The organism is Vibrio sp. ABH4_348 (genome assembly GCF_056159765.1).
Genome location: NZ_JBSWVW010000001.1, coordinates 1,684,532 through 1,711,072, shown reverse-complemented (window position 1 = coordinate 1,711,072; position 26,541 = coordinate 1,684,532). Strand labels below are relative to the sequence as shown.

At 44.9% G+C, this 26,541-nt stretch carries 21 protein-coding genes; 10 read left to right on the top strand and 11 right to left on the bottom strand.

The genetic code is table 11. The features are described from left to right. Positions 1-108 precede the first annotated feature (108 nt). Complete coding sequence (locus ACXAFJ_RS07670) at positions 109-624, bottom strand: DUF2062 domain-containing protein (protein ID WP_475322545.1); 516 nt, start codon at positions 622-624, stop codon at positions 109-111. Between the two features lie 8 nt (positions 625-632). Here ACXAFJ_RS07670 and ACXAFJ_RS07665 point away from each other — a divergent pair, with 8 nt between their 5' ends. The 5 genes from ACXAFJ_RS07665 to kdsB are packed head-to-tail and all read left to right on the top strand — an operon-like array spanning position 633 to position 6,602. Continuing rightward, positions 633-2,873 carry a DNA internalization-related competence protein ComEC/Rec2 gene (locus ACXAFJ_RS07665; RefSeq protein WP_475322544.1) on the top strand — a complete coding sequence of 747 codons (2,241 nt, stop codon included), beginning with the start codon at positions 633-635 and terminating at the stop codon, positions 2,871-2,873. Between the two features lie 28 nt (positions 2,874-2,901). Beyond that, positions 2,902-4,671: a lipid A ABC transporter ATP-binding protein/permease MsbA gene (msbA, locus tag ACXAFJ_RS07660; protein WP_475322543.1), complete on the top strand. Its 1,770-nt coding sequence runs from the start codon at positions 2,902-2,904 to the stop codon at positions 4,669-4,671. Between the two features lie 2 nt (positions 4,672-4,673). Next, a complete protein-coding gene (gene lpxK / locus ACXAFJ_RS07655; RefSeq protein ID WP_475322542.1) occupies positions 4,674-5,687 on the top strand; it encodes a tetraacyldisaccharide 4'-kinase in 1,014 nt (337 codons plus the stop codon). Then, positions 5,668-5,847 (top strand): Trm112 family protein, encoded by a 180-nt coding sequence (locus ACXAFJ_RS07650; RefSeq protein WP_475322540.1) that lies wholly within the window; start codon positions 5,668-5,670, stop codon positions 5,845-5,847. Before lpxK ends, ACXAFJ_RS07650 begins: the two co-directional genes overlap by 20 nt. After that, positions 5,847-6,602 carry a 3-deoxy-manno-octulosonate cytidylyltransferase gene (kdsB, locus tag ACXAFJ_RS07645; protein WP_475322539.1) on the top strand — a complete coding sequence of 252 codons (756 nt, stop codon included), beginning with the start codon at positions 5,847-5,849 and terminating at the stop codon, positions 6,600-6,602. The genes ACXAFJ_RS07650 and kdsB overlap by 1 nt, the downstream gene beginning before the upstream one ends. An 80-nt stretch (positions 6,603-6,682) precedes the next feature. On the opposite strand, the gene ACXAFJ_RS07640 is transcribed toward kdsB, so the two are convergent. The 6 genes from ACXAFJ_RS07640 to pflA all read right to left on the bottom strand — a co-directional run bounded on the left by ACXAFJ_RS07640 (position 6,683) and on the right by pflA (position 13,905). Next, entirely contained in the window at positions 6,683-8,224 is a 1,542-nt protein-coding gene (locus ACXAFJ_RS07640) for a SpoVR family protein (protein ID WP_475322538.1), read from the bottom strand. A gap of 11 nt (positions 8,225-8,235) precedes the next feature. Beyond that, positions 8,236-9,507 (bottom strand): YeaH/YhbH family protein, encoded by a 1,272-nt coding sequence (locus ACXAFJ_RS07635; protein WP_475322536.1) that lies wholly within the window; start codon positions 9,505-9,507, stop codon positions 8,236-8,238. A gap of 72 nt (positions 9,508-9,579) precedes the next feature. Next, a complete protein-coding gene (locus tag ACXAFJ_RS07630; protein ID WP_475322535.1) occupies positions 9,580-11,514 on the bottom strand; it encodes a PrkA family serine protein kinase in 1,935 nt (644 codons plus the stop codon). A 261-nt stretch (positions 11,515-11,775) separates the two neighbouring features. Then, positions 11,776-12,276, bottom strand: a complete 501-nt coding sequence (locus ACXAFJ_RS07625; protein WP_475322534.1) for a YfbU family protein — start codon at positions 12,274-12,276, stop codon at positions 11,776-11,778. Between the two features lie 151 nt (positions 12,277-12,427). Then, positions 12,428-13,090, bottom strand: coding sequence for an energy-coupling factor ABC transporter permease (locus ACXAFJ_RS07620; RefSeq protein ID WP_475322532.1), 663 nt, complete (start codon positions 13,088-13,090; stop codon positions 12,428-12,430). Positions 13,091-13,164: 74 nt separating this feature from the next. Further along, positions 13,165-13,905, bottom strand: coding sequence for a pyruvate formate lyase 1-activating protein (gene pflA / locus ACXAFJ_RS07615; protein ID WP_475322531.1), 741 nt, complete (start codon positions 13,903-13,905; stop codon positions 13,165-13,167). 336 nt (positions 13,906-14,241) lie between these two features. On the opposite strand from pflA, the gene ACXAFJ_RS07610 reads away from it, so the two are divergent. After that, positions 14,242-16,332, top strand: a complete 2,091-nt coding sequence (locus ACXAFJ_RS07610) for a sensor domain-containing diguanylate cyclase (RefSeq protein ID WP_475322529.1) — start codon at positions 14,242-14,244, stop codon at positions 16,330-16,332. Here the strand turns inward: ACXAFJ_RS07610 and ACXAFJ_RS07605 are convergent. The 3 genes from ACXAFJ_RS07605 to ACXAFJ_RS07595 form a co-directional block, all read right to left on the bottom strand. Next, positions 16,315-17,277, bottom strand: coding sequence for a lipid A deacylase LpxR family protein (locus tag ACXAFJ_RS07605; protein ID WP_475322528.1), 963 nt, complete (start codon positions 17,275-17,277; stop codon positions 16,315-16,317). The genes ACXAFJ_RS07610 and ACXAFJ_RS07605 overlap by 18 nt on opposite strands. 180 nt (positions 17,278-17,457) lie before the next feature. Further along, positions 17,458-19,734, bottom strand: coding sequence for a formate C-acetyltransferase (gene pflB, locus ACXAFJ_RS07600; RefSeq protein ID WP_475322527.1), 2,277 nt, complete (start codon positions 19,732-19,734; stop codon positions 17,458-17,460). 304 nt (positions 19,735-20,038) lie between these two features. Further along, positions 20,039-21,586, bottom strand: a complete 1,548-nt coding sequence (locus ACXAFJ_RS07595; RefSeq protein WP_475322526.1) for a DUF3360 family protein — start codon at positions 21,584-21,586, stop codon at positions 20,039-20,041. 542 nt (positions 21,587-22,128) lie between these two features. On the opposite strand from ACXAFJ_RS07595, the gene ACXAFJ_RS07590 reads away from it, so the two are divergent. From ACXAFJ_RS07590 to ACXAFJ_RS07575, 4 genes are all read left to right on the top strand, one after another. Further along, positions 22,129-22,902 carry an ABC transporter ATP-binding protein gene (locus ACXAFJ_RS07590; RefSeq protein WP_475322524.1) on the top strand — a complete coding sequence of 258 codons (774 nt, stop codon included), beginning with the start codon at positions 22,129-22,131 and terminating at the stop codon, positions 22,900-22,902. A gap of 44 nt (positions 22,903-22,946) precedes the next feature. Then, entirely contained in the window at positions 22,947-23,714 is a 768-nt protein-coding gene (locus ACXAFJ_RS07585) for an ABC transporter substrate-binding protein (protein ID WP_475322523.1), read from the top strand. A gap of 80 nt (positions 23,715-23,794) precedes the next feature. Then, positions 23,795-24,535, top strand: a complete 741-nt coding sequence (locus ACXAFJ_RS07580) for an ABC transporter permease (protein WP_475322522.1) — start codon at positions 23,795-23,797, stop codon at positions 24,533-24,535. Between the two features lie 3 nt (positions 24,536-24,538). After that, positions 24,539-25,219: an ABC transporter permease gene (locus tag ACXAFJ_RS07575; protein WP_475322520.1), complete on the top strand. Its 681-nt coding sequence runs from the start codon at positions 24,539-24,541 to the stop codon at positions 25,217-25,219. A 54-nt stretch (positions 25,220-25,273) separates the two neighbouring features. Here ACXAFJ_RS07575 and ACXAFJ_RS07570 read toward each other — a convergent pair. After that, positions 25,274-26,478, bottom strand: a protein-coding gene (locus ACXAFJ_RS07570; RefSeq protein WP_475321218.1) for an IS3 family transposase whose coding sequence is annotated in 2 segments (ribosomal slippage) — positions 25,274-26,091 and positions 26,091-26,478 — 1,206 coding nt in all. Because the reading frame shifts where the segments join, the coding sequence is not laid out codon by codon here. Between the last annotated feature and the right edge of the window lie 63 nt (positions 26,479-26,541).

Genomic DNA, 26,541 nt, shown 5'->3' with positions numbered 1-26,541 from the left:
AGTCACCTGCAATAACTCATACTCCTGACTAATACATTTTTCAGATAAACAAAAAGCAGACTGGAAAGTCTGCTTTTTTTGTTTTCTCGTGACCATTGTCATGACAGTTTAGAGCTTATTGTTGGCTCGCTTTTGCCAACTACGGACAACGGAATAGCGCCAAAGCCCCTTTATCGCAAAGTATCCGGCCATTGCTGAACCCAAGCCACATATCAAGCACCCTAACAAAAATGGCGGGCCTATCGTGCTCATTTGGTCAATCAGAAATGCCCATGAGAGTTCAAATTGAAATACAACGGGTGGAGTGTGCATTACCCAAGCGCCCACTTTGTAAGCAAAGTAAAAAAGCAAAGGCATTGTGATGGGGTTACTTACCCAGACTAAAGCGACAGACAAAGGCAAATTGACACCACAAAGGATAGCGAGTCCGGCAGACATGATCATTTGGCTAGGTAAAGGGACAAATGCCATAAACAAGCCAACCGCGAATGCCCCAGAAGCAGAGCGTCGGTTAAGGCACCACAAATTTGGGTTGTAAAGCACCTTACCAAATACCTTCAGCGCTTTTTGATCCTTAATGCGTTTGTGGTCAGGCATTAAGCGTTTAATGAACTTTCTCGCCATGGATAACGATGACTCTTAATTGGTACTACTGGACTCTTGCTTCATTTATCGGATCTATTATCGCTTTGCTTCACAGTCCAATCTTGCCCCAGTGGCATTGGATTTTGGTTTTTATACCGCTGATTATACTCAGAATCTGCTTGCCGTGCCGAAAATGGTGCTTGGGCCTTTGTTTCGGGATGTTAACCGTAATTTTTCATGCTCAAATTATTCAACATCAAAGCCAGAGCGTTTTTTCAGCCGACTTGGATAGTACCATAATTGCTGAAGTTGACAGCTACTTTACTAAAAATAGTACTGGTTTTAGCGGTCAGGTGAAAGTTCATTGGTTAAATGGACAAAAGTTACCCATTTATCAAAGGGGTAGAATTGCAGTCACCTTGCCATTCAAACCGTTTCCAGGTGACTTAGTTTCCGGTAAGTTCAGATTTTCTCGGGTAAAAGGGATAAAAAATCAAGGCGGTTTTGATGCAGAAAAATACTACTTTTCTATCGGTGTGGTTGCCAAAGCCTATGTGGAACACAACCAGCACTGGTATTGGATCGCTAAACCTTCTATAAAGCAGTCTTGGCATCAGTCCTTATCAGCCATTTCTGAAAACTTTGAACATCACGGACTGATACTCGCGTTAGCATTTGCCGACCGAAGTGAACTACCCCCAGAGCAAAAAGAGCAACTGAAGCAAAGTGGATTAAGTCACTTAATCGCGATTTCAGGCCTTCATGTTGGAGTCTCATTTACCCTTGGTTTGTTACTGGGTAATGCCTTAGTTAGATTGACCCCAAGTTGGTTTTGGCTGCCAATGATCACTGGTTTGTGTTTTGCGTTGGTTTATTCGTATTTGGCTGGGTTTACCATTCCAACGCAGCGCGCAGTCATGATGGTCGTACTGTTTTTAGCACTGTTGAAAATACGGCTACATTGCTCTGTGTGGCTGAAAGTAATGCTTGCCATGGCGGTAATTCTTGTGATCGATCCGTTCTCAGTGCTTTCTATGAGTTTTTGGTTAAGCTTTGGCGCGGTCACCTGTGTGTTGCTTTCGTTACAGAGTATGGGCACTCGCTACCATTGGTTTTCGAAATTGCTTGTGATTCAAATTTGGCTCACTGTGTTAATGATGCCAATCATTGCACTGTTGTTTTCAGGAATTTCAGTGGGCAGCATTGTTTACAATCTGATTTTCGTCCCTGTCTTTAGTGTCTTGATCATTCCCGGGGTTCTCGTATCGCTGCTGATGGTGCCACTTCTCCCCGAGCTCTCCACTTCGTTATTACAACTGATTGACTCTGCTTTGTATCCACTAGAGTGGGCGCTGCGATTCTCTGCGTGGTCTTGGATATATGTTCAAACGGCTGAGAAAGAGTTGTTAGTGTCGTTAATCGTAATGGTCTTGTTGCATCGAATACTTAATCGACGAGCGGTCGCGATAATATTAGCGATGGTGGGCATTTATTATTCTGCATCCTTGTACATTAAGCCCATCTGGAAACTACATGTACTTGATGTGGGGCACGGTCTGGCAGTGTTAGTTGAACATGATAATCGCTGGATTCTCTATGACACAGGCAGCGCTTGGGACTCGGGCAGCCACGCTCGTTCGACTATATTGCCTTGGCTTAGCCAACACGGTGTTGATAGTTTAGAAGGATTTATCGTCAGTCATGGAGATCTCGACCACGCAGGTGGAATGAACGAAATTCTAACCCAGCTTAAACCTACTTGGTTTCGCGCCTCCCAAAGAATTCCCTCCGCGCAGCCTTGTATTGCTGGCGAACATTGGAAAGTAAATGGTCTGGCTTTTCAAGCAATGTGGCCTCCAAAGCAAGTCAAACGTGCTTATAACCCACATTCCTGTGTTATACGCATAACTGACGGTCAATTTTCGGCTCTGCTAGCAGGTGACATCACCAAAATCGGAGAGTGGATCCTTATTCGGCAAGATTATGAATTGGATAGCGATGTGGTTTTGGTTCCTCATCACGGAAGTAAAACCTCATCGATTGATGCTTTTGTCGAGCGGGTGGCGCCTGATGTTGCGATTGCGTCAGTCGCGTATTCAGGTCGCTGGAACTTGCCGCACCCAGATGTGGCACAGCGCTATCGAGAAATCGGTGCCCGTTGGTTCGATACCGGAGTCAATGGGCAAGTGAGTGTGTCATTTTACCATGACTCAATCAAAGTAACCGTTCAGAGAGAGCCGAGTTTTGAACCCTGGTATAGGCAGATGCTTAGATACGGAGTAGAATGAGCGCAACCTTTTAGATACTGCGGTTAATATGTCCTCAACGAACACTTCCCCGATTGGCTCAGACGATAAATCAACTTGGCACACTTTTAAGCGACTTTGGACTTACATACGTCTCTACAAAGCTGGTCTTGCTGTTGCTGTTGTCGCACTTATTATTAATGCCGCCGCAGATACCTATATGGTTTCGTTACTCAAGCCACTTCTTGATGAAGGCTTTGGTGATGCGGAATCCAACTTTCTGAAAATTCTTCCTGCTATTATTTTTGGCATGATGCTGGTTCGCGGGCTGAGCGGGTTTGTATCCTCGTATTGTATGAGTTGGGTATCGGGCAATGTGGTGATGCAAATACGCCGCAATATTTTTAACCAGTTTATGCACATGCCGGTGGCGTATTTTGATAAAGAGTCGACGGGGGGACTGTTATCAAGAATTACCTATGATTCTGAACAAGTAGCCGGTGCGACCAGTCGTGCCTTGGTGAGTATCGTCCGTGAAGGGGCGAGTATTATCGGTCTATTGGTTTTGATGTTCTGGAACAGTTGGCAGTTGTCACTGGTGTTGTTTGTTGTCGCACCACTTGTAGCTTGGGGTATCAGTGTTGTTTCAAAACGGTTCAGGAAGATATCGAAAAACATGCAAGAAGCCATGGGTCAAGTGACTTCTTCGGCGGAACAAATGTTAAAAGGCCACAAGGTTGTGCTGAGCTACGGCGGTCATGAGGTAGAACGAAAGCGCTTTGACTCAGTCAGCAATCAAATGCGTCAGCAATCCATGAAGTTGGTCGCGGCTCAGTCTATCGCTAACCCCGTTATTCAGATGATCGCCTCTGTTGCGTTGGTGACCGTTTTATTTTTGGCCAGTTTTGATGATATTCGTGAGCAGCTGACGCCAGGGACGTTTACTGTTGTGTTTTCAGCGATGTTTGGTTTGATGAGACCCCTTAAAGCTCTGACCAACGTGACTTCAGAATTTCAGCGCGGTATGGCGGCCAGCCAGACTTTGTTTGAGTTAATGGACCTTGAGACTGAAAAAGATACTGGTACTCAAGTGGTTGACAAGGTCAGCGGCAAAGTAGATGTGAAAAACGTCACCTTTACCTATCAAGGTAAAGAAAAACCGGCGCTGGATAATGTGTCGTTCTCGATTCCACAAGGCAAAACGTTGGCACTGGTTGGTCGGTCTGGCTCAGGCAAAAGCACTATCGCCAACCTGTTTACTCGCTTTTACGATGTCGATAGTGGTCAAATTGAATTGGATGGCCAAGACATTCGCGACTACAAGTTAACTAATCTGCGTAGTCATTTCGCTTTAGTGTCGCAAAATGTGCACTTATTCAATGATACCATTGCCAACAATATAGCTTACGCCGCGACCGAGAAATACAGCCGAGAGCAAATCGAACATGCAGCGCGCCTAGCTCACGCCATGGACTTTATTGAGCCTATGGAAAATGGTCTAGATACAGTTATCGGTGAAAACGGTGCCAGTTTGTCTGGCGGTCAACGACAGCGTATCGCCATTGCTCGCGCTTTGTTAAGAGATGCCCCAGTGCTGATTTTGGATGAAGCAACATCGGCGCTAGATACCGAATCAGAAAAAGCGATTCAAGCTGCATTGGATGAACTCCAGAAGAACAAAACGGTATTAGTGATTGCTCATCGACTTTCTACTATAGAGAAAGCAGATGAAATCCTTGTGGTGGATGAAGGTGAAATTGTCGAACGCGGTAACCACCAAACTTTGATTGAAAAAGATGGCGCATATGCGCAGTTACACCGAATTCAGTTTGGAGACTAAGCTTGATTGAAAAGATTTGGTTCAGGCAATCACTGGCTTATTGGCTAGCCTGGCCACTGCTTAAACCACTCAGCCTGCTTTTTGGTTTGCTCAGCGCCAAAAGGCGAAACCAATTTGAATCTGGAACTAAACCATCTTATCGCCCTCCGGTTGTTGTTGTGGTGGTGGGTAACATAACCGTTGGCGGCAATGGTAAAACGCCAGTAGTGATTTGGCTGGTGGAATTACTCAAACAGTCCGGTTTTCGCCCTGCGGTGGTTTCGCGCGGTTACGGCGCTAAAACAAAAAACTTCCCGAGATTGGTGACGGATAGTTGCCAAGCGACTGATGTCGGAGATGAGCCAGCATTAATTAAACAACGCACCGGAGTCCCGGTTGCCATTGACCCCAATCGCTCGAACGCTGTCAAAGCCGTATTGTCCGAAAATCCTGACGCTAATGTCATTGTCACCGATGACGGTTTGCAGCACTATGCCTTGCAGCGAGATGTGGAACTGGTGGTGGTTGATGGTAAACGTCGTTTTGGCAATCAGCACTTAATGCCCTTAGGACCTCTGCGCGAACCCGTGACTCGTCTAGAAGAGGTAGATTTTGTAATTAACAATGGTGGGCCTTGTCATGGTAACGAATGGCAAATGACGCTCAAGCCAGATATGGCCGTTAATCTGGTTAGTGGCGAAAAACGCAAGGTTCAAGATTTTTCATCGGTTCATGCAATGGCCGGTATCGGTTATCCACAGCGCTTTTTTGACACGCTAACGTCATTATCGGTTGAGCTGATTTCGACCCATGCATTTGCCGATCATAAAGACTATGATTCAAATGCTATCGCTCAATTGGCAGCGAAAGATGCCACATTGTTCATGACTGAAAAAGATGCAGTAAAATGCAAGGCATTCGCCCAAGACAACTGGTGGTATTTACCAGTTACGGCTGACGTTGACACACTATTAGAAGATAAACTCGTGACAAAAATACGAGAGGAAAATCAGAAGTATGGATCACAGACTACTTGAAATTCTGGCTTGCCCTGTCTGCAAAGGTAAGCTGATTTACGACAAAGACAAACAAGAACTGATTAGCAAGGCGGTTAGGCTGGCTTATCCAATTCGCGATGGCATTCCTGTATTGTTGGAATCTGAAGCGCGTCAGATGTCGATGGATGAGGGACGTTAATGGGTTTTTCAGTCATCATTCCTGCGCGTTACCAATCCACTCGTCTACCGGGTAAGCCGTTAGCAGACATCAATGGTAAGCCGATGATCGAGCGCGTCTATGAGCAAGCCAAGCTTGCTGGTGCCGACCGCGTGATTATTGCTACAGATGACTCGAGAGTTGAAAGCGTTGTCACTGGCTTTGGTGGCGAGGTGTGCATGACCAGTGCAGAGCATGAGTCTGGTACTGAACGATTGGCCGAAGTAGTTGATAAGCTCGGACTTCCTGCTGACCACATTGTTGTGAATGTGCAAGGTGATGAGCCACTAATCCCGCCGGTGATTATTAGCCAAGTTGCGAATAACTTATCGTCGAGCCAAGCACCAATGGCAACACTCGCAGTCAACATTGATGACGAGGACGATGTTCGTAACCCAAATGTGGTCAAAGTGGTCACTGACGAGTCAGGTTACGCGCTGTATTTCAGCCGAGCGACGATTCCATGGGATAGAGACGCCTACCAAGCTGGAGAGCCTTCAGAAAATCCATTAAAGCGTCACATTGGTATTTATGCGTACCGAGCTGGTTTTATTCAAACTTATGTTAATTGGCAACCGAGTCAGCTTGAAAAAATTGAAAGCTTGGAGCAATTGCGAGTGCTTTGGTATGGTGAAAAAATCCATGTCGATATTGCCAAACAAGCACCTGAAGCCGGTGTCGATACCCCTGAAGACCTTGAAAAAGTTAGGCAAGTCTTTGCGAGCAAAGGGAACTAACAGCTGATCTGGTTGATTAAATCGTAAAGAGCGCCAATTTGGCGCTCTTTACGTTTTCAACGCTAGCGAACAACACTTAGTTAGATGGTGTGATCATAGTCTTGGCGTTTGGGGCACGCGCCAATGATTTCTCTGTGTCCGCTCTCGTTTTTTTGCTCCAGAATGACATCGAATCCCCAAAGCCTATAAAGGTGTTTGAGTACGTGTTGGTAACTGTCATCCAAAGGTATACGGTTATGCGGCACATACTGTAACGTCAGGGACCGGTCTCCTCGTACGTCTACATTATAGACTTGAATATTAGGCTCTAAATTACTCAAATTGTACTGAGCGGCTAATCTATCGCGCACTTGTCGGTAACCGAGCTCATCGTGAATCGCACTAACTTCGATGTAATTTTTGCGGTCATCATCCACAACAGAAAACAATTTAAAATCGCGCATCACTTTGGGTGACAAGTATTGGCTGATAAAGCTCTCGTCTTTGAAATTGCGCATGGCGAAGTGAAGCGCCTCTAACCAATCAGACCCTGCTAAATCAGGGAACCACTGCTTGTCCTCCTCGGTTGGGTTCTCGCAAATTCGACGGATATCTTGAAACATGGCAAACCCAAGCGCATAGGGGTTAATACCGCTGTAATACGGACTGTTGTAAGACGGTTGGGCTACGACACTTGTGTGGCTATGCAAAAATTCGAGAATGAATTTTTCGCTGACCTTACCTTCATCATAGAGGTGATTGAGAATGGTGTAGTGCCAAAACGTTGCCCAGCCTTCGTTCATCACTTGGGTTTGTTTTTGTGGATAGAAATACTGGCTAATTTTGCGAACGATTCGAACGGTTTCTCGTTGCCATGGTTCCAACAAAGGTGCGTTTTTCTCTATAAAGTAAAGAATGTTCTCTTGTGGTTCAGTGGGGAAGCGCACTTTGGATTTTTCGGATTTCACATCGGACTTGGGCACCGTGCGCCATAAATCATTTACTTGCGACTGCAGGTAAGCCTCTCGCTCTTCTTGGCGCGCTTTCTCTTCTGTTATGGAAATTTTTTCGGGCCGTTTGTATCGGTCGACGCCAAAGTTCATTAAGGCATGACAGGAATCCAATAGGTCTTCAACTTCTTGTGTCCCGTATTTTTCTTCACATTCAGAAATGTAATTTTTGGCGAATAGTAGATAATCGATAATTGAGCTGGCGTCGGTCCAGGCTTGGAATAAGTAGTTTCCTTTAAAAAAGGAATTATGGCCGTAACAGGCATGAGCCATAACAAGGGCTTGCATCGTTACCGTGTTTTCTTCCATCAGATATGCGATACACGGGTCTGAGTTGATAACAATTTCATAGGCGAGCCCCATTTGCCCATGTTTGTAGCCTTGCTCGGTTTGAATAAACTTTTTGCCAAAAGACCAATGGTTGTAGTTAATAGGCATACCAATACTGGAGTACGCATCCATCATTTGTTCGGAGGTGATGACTTCAATTTGGTTAGGATAAGTGTCTAATCGGTATTGGGCGGCAACCCTTTTTATTTCCGTGTGGTATCGCTCAAGCATATCGAAGGTCCAATCTGGACCATCGGGTAAATGATTTTTCTTCTTAGTGCGGCGCTGAGTTTTTGTTGCCATAGCCGGCCTCCCTAAGCGGTTTCCTTTTTAAACAAATCCCGAAAAACGGGGAATATGTCTTCGACATCCTTAATGTTTTTCATTGCAAAATTGTCGAAGGTGTCTTCAAGCTTTTCATACTCGTGCCATAAAGTTTGATGAGAGCGACGAGTGATTTCGATGTACGAGTAGTACTGACAAGCCGGCAATAGCTTTTTCACTAAAAGTTCACGACACCTTGGCGAATCATCCGCCCAGTTGTCACCATCCGAAGCTTGAGCGGCGTAGATATTCCATTGTGCTTCGGGGTAGCGGTCGGCCACAATTTCGTGCATGAGCTTCAGAGCGCTGGAGACGATGGTTCCCCCTGTTTCCTGAGAGTAAAAAAACTCGTGTTCATCGACTTCTTTTGCTTGGGTGTGATGTCGAATGAAAACCACTTCTACATTTTCGTAGGTCCGAGTTAAGAACAAATACAGCAAGACATAAAAGCGCTTGGCGATGTCTTTGGTGGCTTGGTCCATCGAGCCAGACACGTCCATTAGACAGAACATAACCGCTTGGCTCGATGGAATAGGGCGGCGCTCGTAGTTTTTGAAGCGCAGGTCAAAGGTATCAATAAAAGGCACCGCATCGATTTTTCTCTGCAATACTTCGATTTCGTCGTTTAACTTCTGAACTTCAAGTGGTTGTGCGGGTTCCGATTTCTTAAGAAGCTCAAGCTCTTCCATTAACTCTTTCAGTTTTCTTTTTTTACCTGCGGTCATTGCCGTTCTGCGCGCGAATGACTGTTGCAGCGACTTTACGATGGCAATATTGGCAGGTACCCCTGCAGTCTGATAACCGGCTCTTGTGGTTTTCCACTCAGTGATTTTGTTGATTTGGGTTTTATCAAGATTTGGCAGCGCGAGGTCTTCAAACAAGATGTCTAGATACTCGTCTTTAGAGATCTGGAAGACAAACTCGTCTTGGCCTTCTCCATCAGCACTTGCTTCACCTTCTCCAGAACCACCACCTTGACCACCACCGCGAGGTCGTTCAATTTTGTCACCGCGCGTAAATTGGTCATTACCCGGGTGAACCCGTTCTTTAAAACCACCTTTACCTTGGTGAAAAATCGGCTCGGTAATGTCTTTCGATGGAATAGAAACGTCTTCACCCGTTTCGGTGTTGGTAATTGAACGTCGATTGACCGCATCTGCGACGGAATCTTTAATCTGCTCTTTATGGCGCTTCAAAAAGCGCTGGCGATTGACGGCGCTTTTGTTCTTGCCGTTCAAACGCCTATCGATAAATTGGGCCATATGCTCCTCCCCAGTGCAGCGGAATTCAAAGGGTTGGGCCAGAAGTCCTTGGCCCAACGTATTGATTGTCCACTATGAAGATTTGCGAACGCGCAGGTACCATTCAGACAACAAGCGCACCTGTTTCTCCGTGTAGCCTTTTTCCATCATGCGATTGACAAAGTCGTCATGCTTCTTCTGATCTTCAGAAGATGTTTTGGCATTGAAGGAGATAACGGGTAGCAGCTCTTCGGTATTCGAGAACATTTTCTTCTCGATGACAGTGCGAAGTTTTTCGTAACTGGTCCAAACTGGGTTTTCACCGTTATTGTTTGCTTTGGCACGTAGGACAAAGTTGACGATTTCGTTGCGGAAATCTTTTGGATTACTAATACCCGCGGTTTTTTCAATTTTTTCCAGCTCAGCGTTAAGCGCACTGCGGTCAAATAGCTGACCAGTCTCAGGGTCTCGATATTCTTGATCTTGAATCCAGAAGTCCGCATAAGTGACGTAGCGGTCGAAAATATTCTGACCGTACTCGGAGTAGGACTCTAAGTATGCGGTTTGAATTTCCTTGCCAATAAATTCGACGTATCGCGGTACTAGATAGCCTTTGAGGAATTCTAAATACCGTTCGGCCATTTCTTGAGGAAACTGTTCGCGCTCGATTTGTTGCTCTATTACATAGAACAGGTGTACCGGGTTGGCGGCGACTTCAGTTTGGTCAAAGTTGAACACGCGTGACAAGATTTTGAAGGCAAATCGAGTTGAAAGGCCAGACATACCCTCATCAACACCAGCGTAATCTCGGTACTCTTGGTAGCTTTTCGCTTTTGGATCTGTGTCTTTCAGAGTTTCACCGTCGTACACTCTCATCTTGGAAAAAATGGAAGAGTTTTCAGGATCTTTTAGCCTAGACAGGATACTAAACTGCGATAGAAGTTCGAGCGTGCTTGGTGAGCACGGGGCTTGAGAGAGCTCAGAATGATCGAGTAGTTTTTGGTAAATTTTGACTTCTTCAGATACGCGCAAGCAATACGGTACCTTGACGATATAAACACGGTCTAAGAACGCTTCGTTGTTTTTGTTATTTCTAAAGCTTTGCCATTCGGATTCATTAGAGTGAGCGAGAATCATGCCGTCAAATGGCAGTGCAGAAAGCCCTTCAGTTCCGTTGTAGTTGCCTTCTTGAGTTGCGGTTAACAGAGGATGCAGCACCTTAATCGGCGCTTTAAACATTTCGACAAACTCCATCAAACCTTGGTTAGCTTTACACAGGGCACCAGAGTAGCTGTATGCATCGGGGTCGTCTTGAGAAAAGTGTTCAAGTTGTCGAATATCCACTTTACCTACCAAGGATGAGATGTCCTGGTTGTTTTCATCCCCCGGTTCTGTTTTTGCTACTGCAAGCTGATCAAGAATAGATGGTCGAACTTTCACGACTTTAAATTTCGTTATGTCCCCACCAAATTCATGCAGTCGTTTTGCCGCCCACGGTGACATGATAGAACGTAAGTAACGGTTATCGATACCATAGTCTTTTTTGAGCACGTCGCCATCTTCATTTACATCAAACAAGCAGAACGGATGGTCGTTAACCGGGCTTCTATGACCATCAGCAGATAAAACATATATAGGTACTTGCTGCATCAATGCTTTAAGTTTCTCGGCGAGCGATGACTTACCACCACCAACAGGCCCAAGTAGGTACAAGATTTGTTTGCGTTCTTCCAGACCTTGTGCCGCGTGTTTTAGGTAAGACACAATCTGCTCTATAGCTTCTTCCATGCCATAGAAATCTTTGAAAGTTTGATAGCGCGCAATGACGCGGTTTGAAAAAATTCGACTGAGTCTTGGGTCTTGCGCGGTATCGACGAGCTCGGGCTCACCAATCGCCATTAATAACCGCTCTGCGGCATTGGCATAAGCGCTTTTGTCGTCTTTGCACAGCTGCAAAAACTCTTGGATAGACATTTCTTCGTCTTTCGCCGCTTCGTAGCGGGCCTGATAATGGTCAAAAATACTCATGCTCGATTCCCTCTCAATTTGTCATTTGGACAAACGATGACGTTTGATAACCAATCCGTCCTAACTTAAGACTAGTTGGCTTTAGCAATTCTGCTTAAAAAATATGTGTTTAATTGCTAATACGTGATGATTGAGAGGGGGCATAAAGCATGGCTAAAAAAGTACAAAACGGCTCAAAATACCAAATTTGAGCGACAAAAAAGGCCAATCTGAACAGATTGACCCAATAACATGTTGCTTATATTCGGCTGGCTTAAAACATTACGCGTTGAAAATTTTGTTTAGTTCAGCCGGAGAAAGGTGATACTGCCGAGGGCAACTCTGCCAAACCGTGAGCATGCGGCGGTATTTCTCTAACATAGGCACTTGGCTGTTAAAGTGATGTTCGTCTTTTTCAAATTGTGGGTATAGTCCCTCTGACTCGGTAAGGAAACGCACGTAGTTAACTAGGTTGGATTCGGTTGCCGCATCGAACCCCAAAAATCGTAGTCTACGTTGGTCGACACACTCGCGGTCATCAGCCGCTAGCATGCGATTGGATTCCTGCATCGCATGGTGCATTTCCATGGTGTTGAGTACTTCTTGGCAAACGTGCTCGGTGATGCAGCCAAAGTCGCTTGAAAGTTCTTTAATTTGAAGTGCGTAGCCGCGTTCAACAATGGTTTGCATGCGTTGATACTTATCTGAGTTCTCTGGGTCCAGTTGAGACATTAAGTAATATTGATTGGACAGGATCAAACGTTGTGCGTTTGTCATTTCCATAGGAACCTCACTCTTTACTAATTCAGCGTTTCATTAACGTTAGAGTAACGTTGCTACTCGTCTTTCAATTTGATCTGATCACAGGTTTTAGTGGATATCGTCAAAAAAGACACAGCAAAGACGTGCTACTTGTTTCTGGAGCGATTGCTTATCAGGAATCGTCGTTTTGATTGGGATATAAGTAAGCTCTGTCGGAGAAAACTCGCAGCCATTCTGGTTTAAACACTGCCATCATAGCAAGTGCCATACCGTTAAGCAGTCCTTCAGGAAGTGCCATCAGCGGGATGAAAATAAGATAATGGTCGATGATGGTGTCGAGGGTGTGGTGGTTCATCAATAGTTGCGTACTCGCATTAACAATTAAATGCAAACTTGCTGTTAGCGTCGCATTGAAAAATCCAGCGACAAAAATGAATACAAAGATGTTTCGCGGGAGATACTGATAGCTCTTGGCAAACGTGAAGTAACTGATCCCAATTGGTAGTGCGACGGAGATGATAAAAAAGTGGGCAAGCTGAGTGACGGGTAACTGTTGAAATAGGACCAACAATGAGGACACGATAAAGCCAACCAACAGTGCGACTCGCCATCCATACATCAGAGATAACGCGGTGAGACCTAAAAAATGTAAGTCTAAATCCGATTTGATTCCCGCCTTGGTAATCCACAACAGGTAGAGGATGAAGATAGTGGCAAAGGTCAGGTGTTGAAAACGCCTTTCTGCAATAAGTTTAGGAAGGAATACCTGTCGAACATCACTTACTGTGAGTAACAGTAGCATCGGAGTTAATATCCAAAACAGTATTCCCAGCATAGTTATGGCAACCTTCTGGCTGATTGAGCGTTGAATTTCATCACAACATTGATTTTGTTGTAGTTCAATTCACCCTAATACTTAACGTTATCGTGGTACTCGCTTAGGATCGCAACCACTTGCTCCATGGTTTCTTTGCTTGGTGGATCTACACCCTCTAACGGGTAATCAAAGCCAAGGGCTTCCCATTTATGAGCACCCAATTTGTGGTACGGAAGTAGCTCAATTTTTTCGATATTGTCCATATCTTTGATAAAGTCACCGAGCATGTGAGCCGCCTCTATGTCGTCAGTGTAACCAGGAACTACGACATAACGAATCCAAGTTTTTTGGCCGATTTTATGTAGGTAACGAGCAAAGTCCAAAGTACGCTTGTTAGAAACACCGATAAAATCGTGGTGAATTTCGTCTTTCATATGTTTCAAATCGAGCATCACTAGGTCTGTGTTATCTAATACTTCATCGATAACGTCAGTATGACGGCGAATGTAACCATTGGTATCGAGGCAAGTGTGAATACCTTCCTCTCTAGCGGCTTTGAAAAAATCACGTACAAACTCTGGTTGCAACATGGCTTCCCCACCTGAGCAGGTTACGCCACCGCCAGAGGCGTTCATAAAGTGCCGGTAGGATCTCGCTTCTTTAATGATTTCACTTACCGTGACTTCACGTCCACCGTGAGTATCCCAGGTATCGCGGTTATGGCAGTATTTACAGCGCATCAAACAACCCTGCAGGAAAACAATGAAACGGATACCCGGTCCATCAACTGTTCCACAAGATTCAAAAGAATGAATTCGACCCAGTGTTGACATTGTTTACTTCCACTAACCTAAACACAGCTTATATTATGACAATTAGTAGGGGTAATACAGCATTCAAATCAAATTTAGTTTAATTATTACAAATATTTTTGATTTTAAGATGTGCGCTACCGCTGAAATGATCACCAAAGCTAACCTTTGAATGAGCAAATGTTATTGAAATTTGACGCAAAAGTCGTGGTATTTTGAGTCGTGCTCTCAGAGCGTTTGTGATTCTAGTTCAAGTTTATACCAAGACAATAACAAGCAACTGATAATTTAATAAAAAAGGGTGACCTAGTCTTCTGCTATTATTAATTTAGTTATTAATAAACTTTAGGGCGATCTATGCCTGACACCCTGAGCCATGCCGCGGCGACTTTGCAACAGCTGAATGCTTTTCACTCATCACCATTGAGTTTCGCATCCAATTTTTGCGAGCAATTGCATTCGATTTTGCCTGTTCAGGGAGTACAAGTTTGCCGACCAGCGGAAAATGAGATTTGCCACGCCTCTAGTGGGAAAGTCTTAACCTCTGACATGTTGTCTAAAGGCGAGGGTGACCTTTGGCAATGGTTTTCATTAATGACACGTCAAACTGGGTTCAAGCTATTGCCAGCAGATATGTTGACTCAAGCTGGCTCCAAAATTTTCGCTTGTCGACTCGCAAACAGCAAAGACGATTCTGCATCTTTACTCTTGTATTGCGACCCAGACTCTCCGATGACGCATCGTGATTCTGAGCTGCGTATGTTCTCAGCGGTTCTGCAGAATTTTTGGCGTCTGCAACATGCGGAAATGTCGGCCAAACAGGCAAGAAAAACCATAGATAAGCAATACGGTAAAGTACTGCGCCAATTGCAAGACGAAACACAAAAACACCAAGCGATGGAGAGAGTCGCCACCGGGCTTGCGGAGTTGGCTGCATGCCGAACAGAATTTGAGCTTCTAAAGAAAAGCGTAGAGTTGATTCACGGTGAACTCGGTATTGATCGCGCGGCGGCATTTATTATCGACAATCGAGACGAATGTTATCACGGCGTCTATGGGATTGACCCAACGGGCAGTTTTATCGATGAGAGGCGCGATGCCTATGGATACGACCAACTGGCGGATCCATTTATCGAGGCACTCTCGAACACATCTACCATTATTCATGTCGAAAAAGACATCACCCTATATCACAAGGAGCAGCCTGCCGGATTTGGTTGGAATGCAATGGTGGTACTCAGACATGAAGACCAAGCGCTGGGCTGGTTTGCTATGGATAACCTGATAAGCCATGAAGCGTACCAAGAGCATCTGAACGAAGCACTAACGATTTTTGCTAAAACGATTGCTAGGTTCTTGGTGGAAATCCGTCATAACTCTCGAGTACGTTTGCTCAGCAAAGCATTAGGGCTAATGTCGAGTGCCCGAACCACAATCGAGGTATGCAAAATTGCGGTTGAATTCACCGTTGAACATTTAGATATCGATAGAGTCGGTATCTTTCTCCAAGATGGGGATTTACTCAGAGGAACTTATGGCGTCGATACTGACGGGAACGTTATCGATGAAACGGGTTTTTCGATGCCCAAACCGAATACTCAGTTAGCCGACATGGCGTTTCTTAACCCTAACGAACTAATTGTCCTAGACAGTGTTCCCTTGTATCAAGAGCGGCGAAAGGTCGGCATAGGTTGGAATGCTTGTATTGTGGTTGCGATAAACGGGGAAGTGGTGGTCATGATTTGCGCCGATAATTTGGTTCGTCACCGCCTTCTTACCAATCAGCAAAAAGAATTGTTTCAGCTGTTTTGTTACAACGTCGGTGAAGTGGTATCGCGTATTGCTAGCCAAGAAAGCTTGTTGCAGGTGAACGCGTCGTTGGAAGAGAGAATCGCCGAGCGAACTCGTGAGCTCGAATTACTCAATCAACAACTTGAATTGACCGCACGACAGGACATGCTAACCGGATTGAAAAACCGACGAGCCTATGAGGAAGCAATTGAAGAGGAGTGGTATCGCCACAAGCGCAATCAAACTTTTCTGACATTAGCGCTGTTTGATCTCGATGGTTTTAAAGAAGTAAACGATGTGTATGGCCATCTTGCGGGTGATGAGGTATTGCAAACCTTTTCTGGCCGATTAAAAGAGAGCTTCGGACGAAGCAGTGACATTGTTGCGCGTTTAGGCGGCGATGAATTTGCTGTGATTATTGGTCAACAAAACCCAGACGAAAGTCATCGCCTACTGCGCAAATTTTGCAGTGATTTTCCGCAATACTTAGATAGAAAATTTGCCATGGTGACGGTATCAATCGGAATAGTCAGTACTATTCCGAATGATAACCAAAATCCAGACTCAATCTTTAGCTTAGCGGATGATTGGCTTTACAAAGCTAAAGAGAATGGGAAAAACCAAGCGCTAGGCGAGGTTCTAGTAAAAGGCGAATAGATTCAAACTCGCAGAACTGTAGACAGTGCTTTGCGCTTCTTTGTACTCAGGTAATTGGGTGCTTGAAGTTACTGCAGCGCCAAAGTGGTTGTTGTACCACGCAAATCCCAGAACAGATGACGCTTGCAGCGGTTCTAAAGTGACCGGATACGCTGACGGGTTAGCAATACCAGGTCTAGGTCCTTCGAGCAAATAGTCGTTAAAACGGTAGCGACCTTCAATTCCAGCAAAGACAAACCAAGCGCCTTGATTGTCGCTGATCATACTTGGTCTAAATGGATTCTCTGACGAGATAGTTGCCGCGCCTAAGTTACCTTCAAGGTTGTGTCCGTAACGAAACATAAAGCCAGTGGAAACATCACTTCGGGCATTGCCCAAATTAATCTTAGAGATATTAGAAATTTCAAAGCCACTCGAGCGCGTCATTGCAAATTGACCCTCGTAGCCAACATTGCCGAGCCACTTCTCTTCAATCTGATATTTCCAACCCATCGGATCATCTGAGCCAACAATCGCGTGCACGATATCTTGAGCAAAGTCTGCTTGCGAACGGTCACCAGTTGTTCCTAAGGTAAGGTTGAACTTTTGCGCTAGGCTAGGGCTCAGGCTCAGATAATTAAGTTCACCAAACAAGTAGCCAGCGTAAGGTCTGTCGTTGACCTCAGGCGTGGTGGTGGAAATATCGTTGGGTGTATACATCTTATGTCCCAACACAAACTCTGCTTTGTCTAGAGATTGGATTCCCCAAGCCTGAAGGCTGAATGGTTTGGTGTAATATCCCGGACTGAAACCGCCGGTTGCGTAACTTAGAAAGATACCGCTGGTGTAATCTCTATCTGTTCCATAAATACCATCGTTTTCAACTGACAAATACACAGTAGAAGGTGTGTTGGCATATAAACTTGAGCTAAAGGCTAAACAAAGGGCTGGTAACAACTTGCGCATAAAACTTGCTGATGGCGACTGGAAATTAGGCATGCCATATTACTGTAATTGCAGTAGTTGTTGGCAACTTGTCTTCAAATAAACAAAAAATTGTGCGGTGGGTCTCAGTAAGCTGGTGTGGGAGATTTCGCTAAACAAAAAAAGCCCCGCATCCGCGGGGCCAGTAACTAACACTATCTCTTATAGTGATTCAGTAAACGTACGTGCGATGACGTCTTTTTGCTGTTCTGTGGTTAGCGAGTTGAAACGTACTGCGTAGCCAGAGACACGAATGGTCAATTGTGGGTACTTGTCAGGGTTCTTGACCGCATCTTCAAGTGTTTCGCGATTTAGAACATTAACATTCAAGTGTTGTCCACCTTCGATATCAGACTCGTGGTGGAAGTAACCATCCATCAGACCCGCTAGGTTAGCGCGCTGTGAACCCTCGTCTTTACCTAGTGCGTTTGGCACGATAGAGAAGGTGTATGAGATACCATCTTTAGCGTGAGCAAACGGCAGTTTACCTACTGAAGTTAGAGAGGCTACCGCGCCTTTCTCATCGCGGCCGTGCATTGGGTTCGCACCTGGTGCAAATGGAGCACCTGCTGGGCGACCGTCAGGCGTGTTACCTGTTTTCTTCCCGTATACCACGTTTGAAGTGATAGTTAGGATAGACTGAGTAGGTACAGCATTGCGGTAAGTGCTTAGCTGACGAATCTTGTTCATGAACACTTCAACCAACTCACATGCGATGTCATCAACACGTGCGTCGTTGTTACCAAATTTCGGGTAATCACCGTCGATTTCAAAATCTACCGCTACACCGTCTTCGTCGCGAATTGGTTTCACTTTTGCGTACTTGATAGCAGCAAGTGAGTCAGCAGCTACAGACAGACCAGCAATACCACACGCCATAGTACGGCGAACATCGCGGTCATGGAGTGCCATTAGCGCCGCTTCATAGCTGTATTTATCGTGCATGAAGTGGATAGCGTTCAATGCAGTAACGTATTGTTTTGCCAACCAGTCCATGAAGTTGTCTAGGCCAGACCACACTTTGTCGAAATCCAGAACTTCGTCAGTCATTGGTTCAGTTTTCGGTCCAACTTGCATCTTCAATTTCTCATCAACACCGCCGTTGATAACGTAAAGAAGTGTTTTAGCAAGGTTGGCACGAGCGCCGAAGAACTGCATGTGTTTACCGATGATCATCGGAGATACACAACACGCAATTGCGTAGTCATCAGAGTCGAAATCTGGACGCATCAAATCGTCGTTTTCGTACTGGATAGAAGATGTGTCGATCGATACTTTTGCACAGAACTTCTTGAAGCCTTCCGGTAGTTGCTCAGACCAAAGAACCGTGATGTTTGGCTCTGGAGAAGGACCCATAGTGTATAGAGAGTTCAAGAAACGGAAGTTTGAACGCGTAACTAGCGTACGTCCGTCAAGACCCATACCACCCATAGATTCGGTTGCCCAGATTGGGTCGCCAGAGAACAGATCATCGTATTCAGGTGTGCGTAGGAAACGAACCATACGCAGTTTCATTACGAAGTGGTCGATCATTTCTTGAGCGTCAACTTCAGTGATTTTGCCCGCTGCAATATCACGCTCAATGTAGACGTCTAGGAATGTAGAAGTACGACCCAAAGACATTGCCGCACCGTTTTGCGACTTAACAGCTGCTAGGTAGCCGAAGTAAGTCCATTGAATTGCTTCTTGTGCAGTTTCAGCTGGGCGAGAAATGTCGTAGCCGTATTTCGCCGCCATTTCTTTCATTTGACCTAGTGCACGATGCTGCTCTGCGATTTCTTCGCGAAGCTGCATGGTCATTTGCAAGTCTTCACCGTTCTCAAACTTCTCTTGTAGTGAAGTGAACTGTGCAAGCTTGTCTTTCATTAAGAAATCGATACCGTAAAGTGCTACGCGACGGTAGTCACCGATGATACGACCACGGCCGTAGGCATCTGGAAGACCAGTTAGAACACCAGATTTACGACACTTAAGAATGTCAGGTGTGTAGATGTCAAACACACCAGCGTTGTGTGTTTTGCGGTACTCTGAATAGATTTTAGAAACCTGTGGGTCCAGCTCACGGTCATAAGCCTTGCAAGAACCTTCAACCATGCGGATACCACCGTTAGGGATGATGGCGCGCTTAAGAGGAGCGTCGGTTTGCAAACCAACAATCGTCTCTAGATCTTTTTCGATGTAGCCCGCATCGTGAGCTGTGATGGTAGAAATAACAGACGTATCGAAGTCAACAGGAGCGTGTGTAGAGTTTTCCTGCTTGATACCTTCCATTACCTTAGCCCAAAGCTTGTTTGTTGCTTCAGTACCTTCAGAAACTAGGAAAGACTCGTCGCCTTCATATGGCGTGTAGTTCTTCTGAATGAAGTCGCGAACGTTAACCTCGTTTTGCCAATTACCTTCAGCAAAACCTTCCCAAGCTTTAGCAAATTGCTCTGCCATGACATACCTACCTTTCTTAGTAGAAAAAACACGTACCTATCAAACCGTTGAGCCAGTTGATTCGCCGAAGCGAGCGGTACACTCTTTATGAATAACAATATGTATCGTCTTGAACTACCCGAACAAAACTATAGATATTGTCATTGTAAGTTGGTGTGTTCTTCTAATTACTCAGACTATCTGTTGTTCCTTGAGTTCTACAGTAAGATAAAAATAATCTGCAAAACTTAAACTAAATCAATAAAAGTTAAAAAATCCAAATAAAAACGGGTGACATAGTTGTCACCCGTTGAGTCTAGTCGACTTATAGGAAGGCAGGGATACCGTATTGCCCTTCAAGCATGCCGACTGCCAGCATGGCGATTAAACAGATAACGAACACACCGCCAGGGATAACCACTTTATCGACGAAAGACAGTTTCGCTGCGCGCTCTTTGTCACCGATTAAACCGTTGTTATCGAGCAGCATAGTGATTGCCCATGCCAACACTGGGTTAACGACAGCGGAACCAAAGATACAGATACCAGCAGCTTGAGAGTCTTTGGTGTTTTTCACCATCTGCATACCAGCTTCAAGCAAAGGCAGGAATACACCTACAAGTAGCGCAACACGCATGACTGGAGGCCAAACTGCAACGTCCATTGGGAAACCAAGAATGGCAATGGCCATGACTAGTACACCAAGGATAATTGCACCGCCTGGAATAGGGCGTTTTGCAATGGCCGCAGGAATCATGTAAGTACCCCAAGAAGAGGTGATGTTACCGCCACCAAGTGCCGTACCTACCATTTGGCGAACTGAACACATGGTCATGGTGTCATCAACGTCCATGAGTACTTTTTCAGTTTTTGCTGGGTAGTTCAGTTCTTGGAAGATTCGGTGACCAAGGAAGTCTGGTGACCACATTGCTACGGCTAAGATCGCGAACGGCAGTGATGCAATGAAGTGCTCTATTGTTGGTAGACCTAATTGCCAACCTGACTCTGTGCTGCCCCACCAGTAAACAGGGTTCAAGTTAGGAAGACCCATTTGAGTTTCGAATTGAAGGTCAAAACCAGCGCCAAACGCGAGTGCAAGAAGTAAACCGGTGAATGCACACACAGGGATGGCTAGCCAACGCATATTGATTTTTGCAAGGAAAGCGTAAAGAACAATATTGACGCCTAACACCACTAATCCGATATAGCCAAGACTACCGGCGGCACTGTCTGCAGTTTGTAGCCCAGTCGCCCAATCTTGAATCGCGCCAATTTGGCTCATGGTTCCGGTAAAGCCAAGGAATATTAACAATCCGCCAGCAGTTCCTTCCGAGGTGAGGTTGACGAGTTTTGAGCCGCCTTTTAGGTAGCTTAAAATCAATCCGAATACGCCAAGAAGAATCGCAAGTGCTAGTGGGTGAGCGCCCGCTAGTGCGATTGCTCCAATAAGCGGGATCATTGGACCGTGGTTACCGGCCAAGTTCGCTCTTGGGTTGATAAAGCCAGAGGCGATAACACAGAAGAAAAGGGCAGGGAACAGCATCTCGACACGTGCGACTTCAATGGCAAACTCTTTACCTAGGTTCACGTGGTCCCAAGCTTGGGTGAGGCCATCAGCCCAAGACATCATTACTGCTGAATACATCGCAATAATGCCGATTGTTCCAGCAAGTGCCGGTACCAAGTCTTCAAGTTCAAATCTAAAGTCGCGCCCAGGCAAGTTAAGACCATAGCGACGCGGCTTCATTATTTGCAGTTCATGATTCAGGTAATCTGCTCGATTAGCAAACTCGGAGGCAGGGCGGTGTTTGGCAGCGTAGCTATCGTTGTCAACATCTGAGCCCGCTGAGTTTGATTTGACGGCTTCTGACATAGATTCCTCGTAAAAACAATTATTTATTCTTCGAGTATGGTTAGCAAAATGAAATGTAAGGGTGAAAACAAAGCCCTTGAAATGGAGATAAAAGCCAACTCATACCACTATGACTGGGAGTTTAACGTGCTTGTTTTGGCCTATGATTGATTTAGATCACCAAAGTGAGACTTGTGTAATTTTGCTACGTAATTTCGGGTGAACTTTGAAATGGGTTGGTCTTTATATGAAAATTTATTTCACTTTAGTGGGCTAGTTTCCGACTAAAAGTTCTGCCTAATTATGTGTTTATAGAGAATAAAGTTGTTAATGAATGACAATGATAACAGGTTGTTCGATTAACAAAGATATGAACCTTGGTAAATATTCTTTTTGAATAAAATAGTGCAATATTAAGCTGTAGAACGCATTTTTAGTCATACAATGTAACTGATTAGTCGAATAATTTAGGTTAATAATTTGTTGCATGTTATTGGTCTCAGTGCTAATTTGTACTGCATAAACTCAATATAAGCAGTGATAAATCAGGGAGAAACAAGCGCATGAATCAAGTGGTACCCGCGCTGAGTATCAAGGAACTGCATAAAACTTACGGCAATAACGAGGTGTTGAAAGGCATTTCGTTGGACGCTCACAAAGGTGATGTGATTTCCATTATCGGATCGTCAGGATCGGGTAAAAGTACATTTCTTCGTTGTATCAACCTGCTGGAAACCCCTACGGACGGTGAGATTTGGGTTAATGGTGAATTGATCAAGATGAAGCCAAACCGCAAAGGTGAGGCTATGCCCGTTGATGAAAAGCAAGTTCAGCGTATTCGCTCTCGCCTAGCCATGGTGTTTCAAGGCTTCAATCTGTGGTCTCACTTAACTGTATTAGAGAATGTCATTGAAGCGCCTATCCACGTACTTGGCGTACCTCGCGCTCAGGCAATAGAAAATGCAAAGCACCTACTTGATAAAGTTGGTTTGTTAGAACGTCAAGACTATTACCCTGGGCATTTGTCCGGCGGTCAACAACAGCGTGCCGCCATAGCCAGAGCGCTAGCCATGGACCCTGAAGTTATGCTGTTTGATGAGCCAACATCTGCATTAGATCCTGAGCTCGTCGGTGAAGTTCTGGGCGTAATGAAAGATTTGGCGTCTGAGGGCCGTACTATGCTGGTGGTAACCCACGAGATGGCATTTGCCCGTGATGTATCCAACCACGTTATGTTTTTACATCAAGGGTTGGTGGAAGAGCAGGGTGATCCTGCACAATTATTTACTCAGCCTAAATCGGAGAGATTAAAGCAATTTATCTCTTCTATTTACTAGGCTTTGAATACCTCAATAAGAAAAATCCAAAAAGGAGTTAGGAAATGAAAAAATGGTTTATTGCTGCAGCGTTAGCAGCAACCGCAGTTTCAGGCGTAGCACAAGCAAAAGAATGGAAGCAAGTACGTTTCGGTATTGAAGGTGCTTACCCTCCATTTAACTACACAGATAACCAAGGTAACTTGCAAGGTTTTGATGTAGACATTGCAAACGCGCTTTGTAAAGAGATGGCGGTCAAATGTAAGCTGGTTCAGCAAGATTGGGATGGCATCATACCAGCGCTGCTTGCTCGTAAATACGATGCAATCATTGCAGGCATGTCTATCACTGAAGAACGCAAAAAGAAAATCGACTTCACCAACAAATACGCTCTTATTCCTAACAAGTTTGTTGCGAAAAAAGGCGCGGATATCGATTTCAACAATCTAGATGGTGTGAAGATTGGTGTTCAAATCTCAACGACTCACGACAGTTACGTGACAGATAACTACAAGTCAGCAGAAGTAGTACGTTACAGTACATTTGATGACGCGTATCTTGACTTGAAAGAAGGTCGTATCGCTACTGTGTTGGGTGATGCTTCAGCACTAGAATCTGGTCTTCTTGATGCAGAAGGCGGCGACGCATATGAGTTTGTTGGTCCGTCACTAACCGATCCTAAGTGGTTTGGCGACGGCTTTGGTATTGCAACTCGTAAGCAAGACAAAGACCTGACTTCAGCGCTTGATAAAGCTATCTTGGCACTACGCGAAAAAGGTATCTACCAAGAAATCGCAGCTAAGTACTTTAAGTACGACGTTTACGGCGAGTAATCGCTAATGCAATGGTCATCAACCGTGTTCCACGCTGTCGTTGATGACCATTGTTTTGTTTTTGGGTTAGGAACAAACCAATGTTAGATCTAAAAGGTTACGAAAATCTCTTATTCCAAGGGGCCTTGGTAACCATTCAAGTCGCAGTACTTTCTCTGCTTGTTGCTGTGGTATTGGGTATTCTTGGTGCACTGGCAAAAATGTCGTCCTCAAGAATAGGCAATGGTATCGCAACGCTCTATACGACCATTATTCGCGGTATCCCAGACCTCGTCCTTATGATGCTGATTTTTTTCGGTGGTCAGATCCTTCTAAACAACAGTCTCTACGGAATCAATGAATGGTTGAACGAGTGGTTTACTTCTCGTAACCCTGACCATGAGTGGACTTCCTATCTTCCTGATTACATCGATGTCAGCCCGTTCTTTGCCGGTGTGCTTACCATAGGATTTATCTTCGGTGCTTACATGGCAGAAACTTTTCGCGGAGCCATTATGGCGGTTGACCGAGGCGAGCTCGAGGCCGCAACAGCATACGGGATGAGTAAATCATTGGCGTTTGGACGAATTCTTTTCCCGCAGATGATTCGTCATGCATTGCCGGGCTTTGGTAATAACTGGCTGGTATTGCTGAAAACCACTGCATTAGTATCAATTATTGGCTTGGAAGATATGGTAAGGGTTGGTGCTTTAGCTGCCGGCTCAACTAAAATGCCATTTACCTTTTATATGGTAGTCGCCATCGTTTTCTTGTTCTTTACCAGCGTGTCGACGGGCTTACTCAAGCTTGCTGAACGCAAATACAGTATTCATACGAGGTAGGACATGGATTTTTCGATCATTTGGGACAACCTACCTATCTATTTTGATGGCCTTTGGACTACAGCTTGGTTAGTTACCGTGTCTTTGTTTATTGGCTTATTTGTTGCGATTCCAATGGGTATTGCTCGCAATAGTAAAAACCCTATTTTGTGGATGCCGTCTTGGCTGTTTATCTACTTTTTCCGTGGTACTCCATTGTTGGTTCAGCTGTACTTGATCTACTACGGAATCGCTCAGTTTATTGAAGTACCGGGAACACTTTGGGAACACGCCTGGTTTTGTGCACTCGTTGCTTTTGTCCTAAATACCGGTGCTTACACAGCTGAAATAGTTCGCGGTGCCATAAATGGTCTTCCAAAAGGAGAAGTTGAGGCTGCGAAAGCTTACGGTATGAGTAAGTTTCTAACGTATCGCCGCATTATTTTGCCTAGTGCGCTGCGCCGAGCATTGCCAGCATACAGTAATGAAGTCATTTTCATGTTGCACGGCAGTGCGATAGCTGGGATTGTGACAATATTAGATCTGACGGGAGCCGCGCGATTGGTTAATAGCCGTACTTATGCACCGTTTGAGGCGTTCTTGGCAGCGGGTATGTTCTATATGGCTCTTACCTTTGTAATTCTGTTCTGTTTTAAACAAGCAGAGAAACGATTCTTAGCCTATATGAAGCCAAGACAAAGTTAACCGTATTCGTACATCTTGAATATGTCCCGTCCTGATATAGGTTGACACTTTTGGTTAAAACGCTCGGTGAACTTCATCGGGCGTTTTGTAATTTAAAGCTGTATGTGGTCTCTGTTCATTATAGAGTTTTACCGACTCGGCAACCATTTTCTTTGCTTCATTCAAGTCATTCGGCTTACTCAGTAAGTACTCCATCTTTAAGATGCCGTTCACTCTTTCTGCTAGAGCGTTTTGATAACAATCATATCCATCTGTCATAGAGCACCTCACATGATATTTTCTGTGTAATGACTGATATTCCTCAGCGCAGTATTGAATACCTCTATCAGAGTGATGAATAAGCTCACCCTCGTAGCGTCGATTTTTCAAGGCCTTCAGGAACGCGCGCTTCACTGTTTGTGTCTTCATATTGTCATCGAGATGATACCCAACTATCTTCCTTGAGTAGGCATCGGTGATTAAACTGAGATAGGTATTTCCTGTTTGCGTTGCCAAGTAAGTAATATCAGCGACCCACAGCTGCTCCGGTTTCGTTGGAACCATGCCTTCTTTGATGCAGTTTGGATGGCAGTGAAACCGATGATGGCTGTTGGTTGTTCGATGATAAGCCCTACGATTGGGGACCAATAGACGGTGTTGTTTTAGCAAACAGAACAAATGGTCCCGTCCTACATCAATGTTATGTTGACTGAGTAAGTGTTTGAGCTTGCGAGTTCCCAAGCGAGGATGTTGAATCCGTTGCTCTTTGACGAACCCAATGACAGACTGCTCTTTCCGAATTCGCTGACGCTCTGACGTACAACGTTTATAAAATGCCTGCCGAGTAATGCCAATAAACTGACAAGCTTTCGTCACTGTGAGTCTTTTGAGCGTTTTTTCCTTAATAACTCGGCTTTGCGCTTCTTTGAGATTCGAACTCCAAAATCTCTATCCATGACTTTTACGACCGCTTCAAAGAAGTCCGCTTTCAGTTGAGTTTCCTCAAGTTGTTGTTCGAGTTCTTTTATTCGTTGTTCAGGAGTATGAGCAGAAGGAGAATCAGACATATCATTACCTACTGTGTTTGGTTTCTCTATTCCTTTAGACCAATTTAGACGACCGTGCTTACGAAGCCAAACCAAGACCGTGGACCGACCTTGGATTCCATATCGCTCTTGGGCTTGTATATAGGTCATTTCTCCTTTTTCTACTTGGTCAACAACCGCCAATTTAAAGGCAAGAGAATAATCTCGCTGGGTTCGTTTACTTGTTGATTTCATGACACTCTCCAATTTCATGTTGGGAATGTGTCAACCTTATTTAGGACGGTACAATACAAACAA

Excerpts from the sequence above, each read along its gene's own strand:
- ACXAFJ_RS07670 (WP_475322545.1), bottom strand. The coding sequence starts at position 624 with ATGGCGAGAAAGTTCATTAAACGCTTAATGCCTGACCACAAACGCATT.
- ACXAFJ_RS07665 (WP_475322544.1), top strand. The coding sequence starts at position 633 with ATGACTCTTAATTGGTACTACTGGACTCTTGCTTCATTTATCGGATCT.
- msbA (WP_475322543.1), top strand. The coding sequence starts at position 2,902 with ATGTCCTCAACGAACACTTCCCCGATTGGCTCAGACGATAAATCAACT.
- ACXAFJ_RS07650 (WP_475322540.1), top strand. The coding sequence starts at position 5,668 with ATGGATCACAGACTACTTGAAATTCTGGCTTGCCCTGTCTGCAAAGGT.
- kdsB (WP_475322539.1), top strand. The coding sequence starts at position 5,847 with ATGGGTTTTTCAGTCATCATTCCTGCGCGTTACCAATCCACTCGTCTA.
- ACXAFJ_RS07640 (WP_475322538.1), bottom strand. The coding sequence starts at position 8,224 with ATGGCAACAAAAACTCAGCGCCGCACTAAGAAGAAAAATCATTTACCC.
- ACXAFJ_RS07635 (WP_475322536.1), bottom strand. The coding sequence starts at position 9,507 with ATGGCCCAATTTATCGATAGGCGTTTGAACGGCAAGAACAAAAGCGCC.
- ACXAFJ_RS07630 (WP_475322535.1), bottom strand. The coding sequence starts at position 11,514 with ATGAGTATTTTTGACCATTATCAGGCCCGCTACGAAGCGGCGAAAGAC.
- ACXAFJ_RS07625 (WP_475322534.1), bottom strand. The coding sequence starts at position 12,276 with ATGGAAATGACAAACGCACAACGTTTGATCCTGTCCAATCAATATTAC.
- ACXAFJ_RS07620 (WP_475322532.1), bottom strand. The coding sequence starts at position 13,090 with ATGCTGGGAATACTGTTTTGGATATTAACTCCGATGCTACTGTTACTC.
- pflA (WP_475322531.1), bottom strand. The coding sequence starts at position 13,905 with ATGTCAACACTGGGTCGAATTCATTCTTTTGAATCTTGTGGAACAGTT.
- ACXAFJ_RS07610 (WP_475322529.1), top strand. The coding sequence starts at position 14,242 with ATGCCTGACACCCTGAGCCATGCCGCGGCGACTTTGCAACAGCTGAAT.
- ACXAFJ_RS07605 (WP_475322528.1), bottom strand. The coding sequence starts at position 17,277 with ATGCGCAAGTTGTTACCAGCCCTTTGTTTAGCCTTTAGCTCAAGTTTA.
- pflB (WP_475322527.1), bottom strand. The coding sequence starts at position 19,734 with ATGGCAGAGCAATTTGCTAAAGCTTGGGAAGGTTTTGCTGAAGGTAAT.
- ACXAFJ_RS07595 (WP_475322526.1), bottom strand. The coding sequence starts at position 21,586 with ATGTCAGAAGCCGTCAAATCAAACTCAGCGGGCTCAGATGTTGACAAC.
- ACXAFJ_RS07590 (WP_475322524.1), top strand. The coding sequence starts at position 22,129 with ATGAATCAAGTGGTACCCGCGCTGAGTATCAAGGAACTGCATAAAACT.
- ACXAFJ_RS07585 (WP_475322523.1), top strand. The coding sequence starts at position 22,947 with ATGAAAAAATGGTTTATTGCTGCAGCGTTAGCAGCAACCGCAGTTTCA.
- ACXAFJ_RS07580 (WP_475322522.1), top strand. The coding sequence starts at position 23,795 with ATGTTAGATCTAAAAGGTTACGAAAATCTCTTATTCCAAGGGGCCTTG.
- ACXAFJ_RS07575 (WP_475322520.1), top strand. The coding sequence starts at position 24,539 with ATGGATTTTTCGATCATTTGGGACAACCTACCTATCTATTTTGATGGC.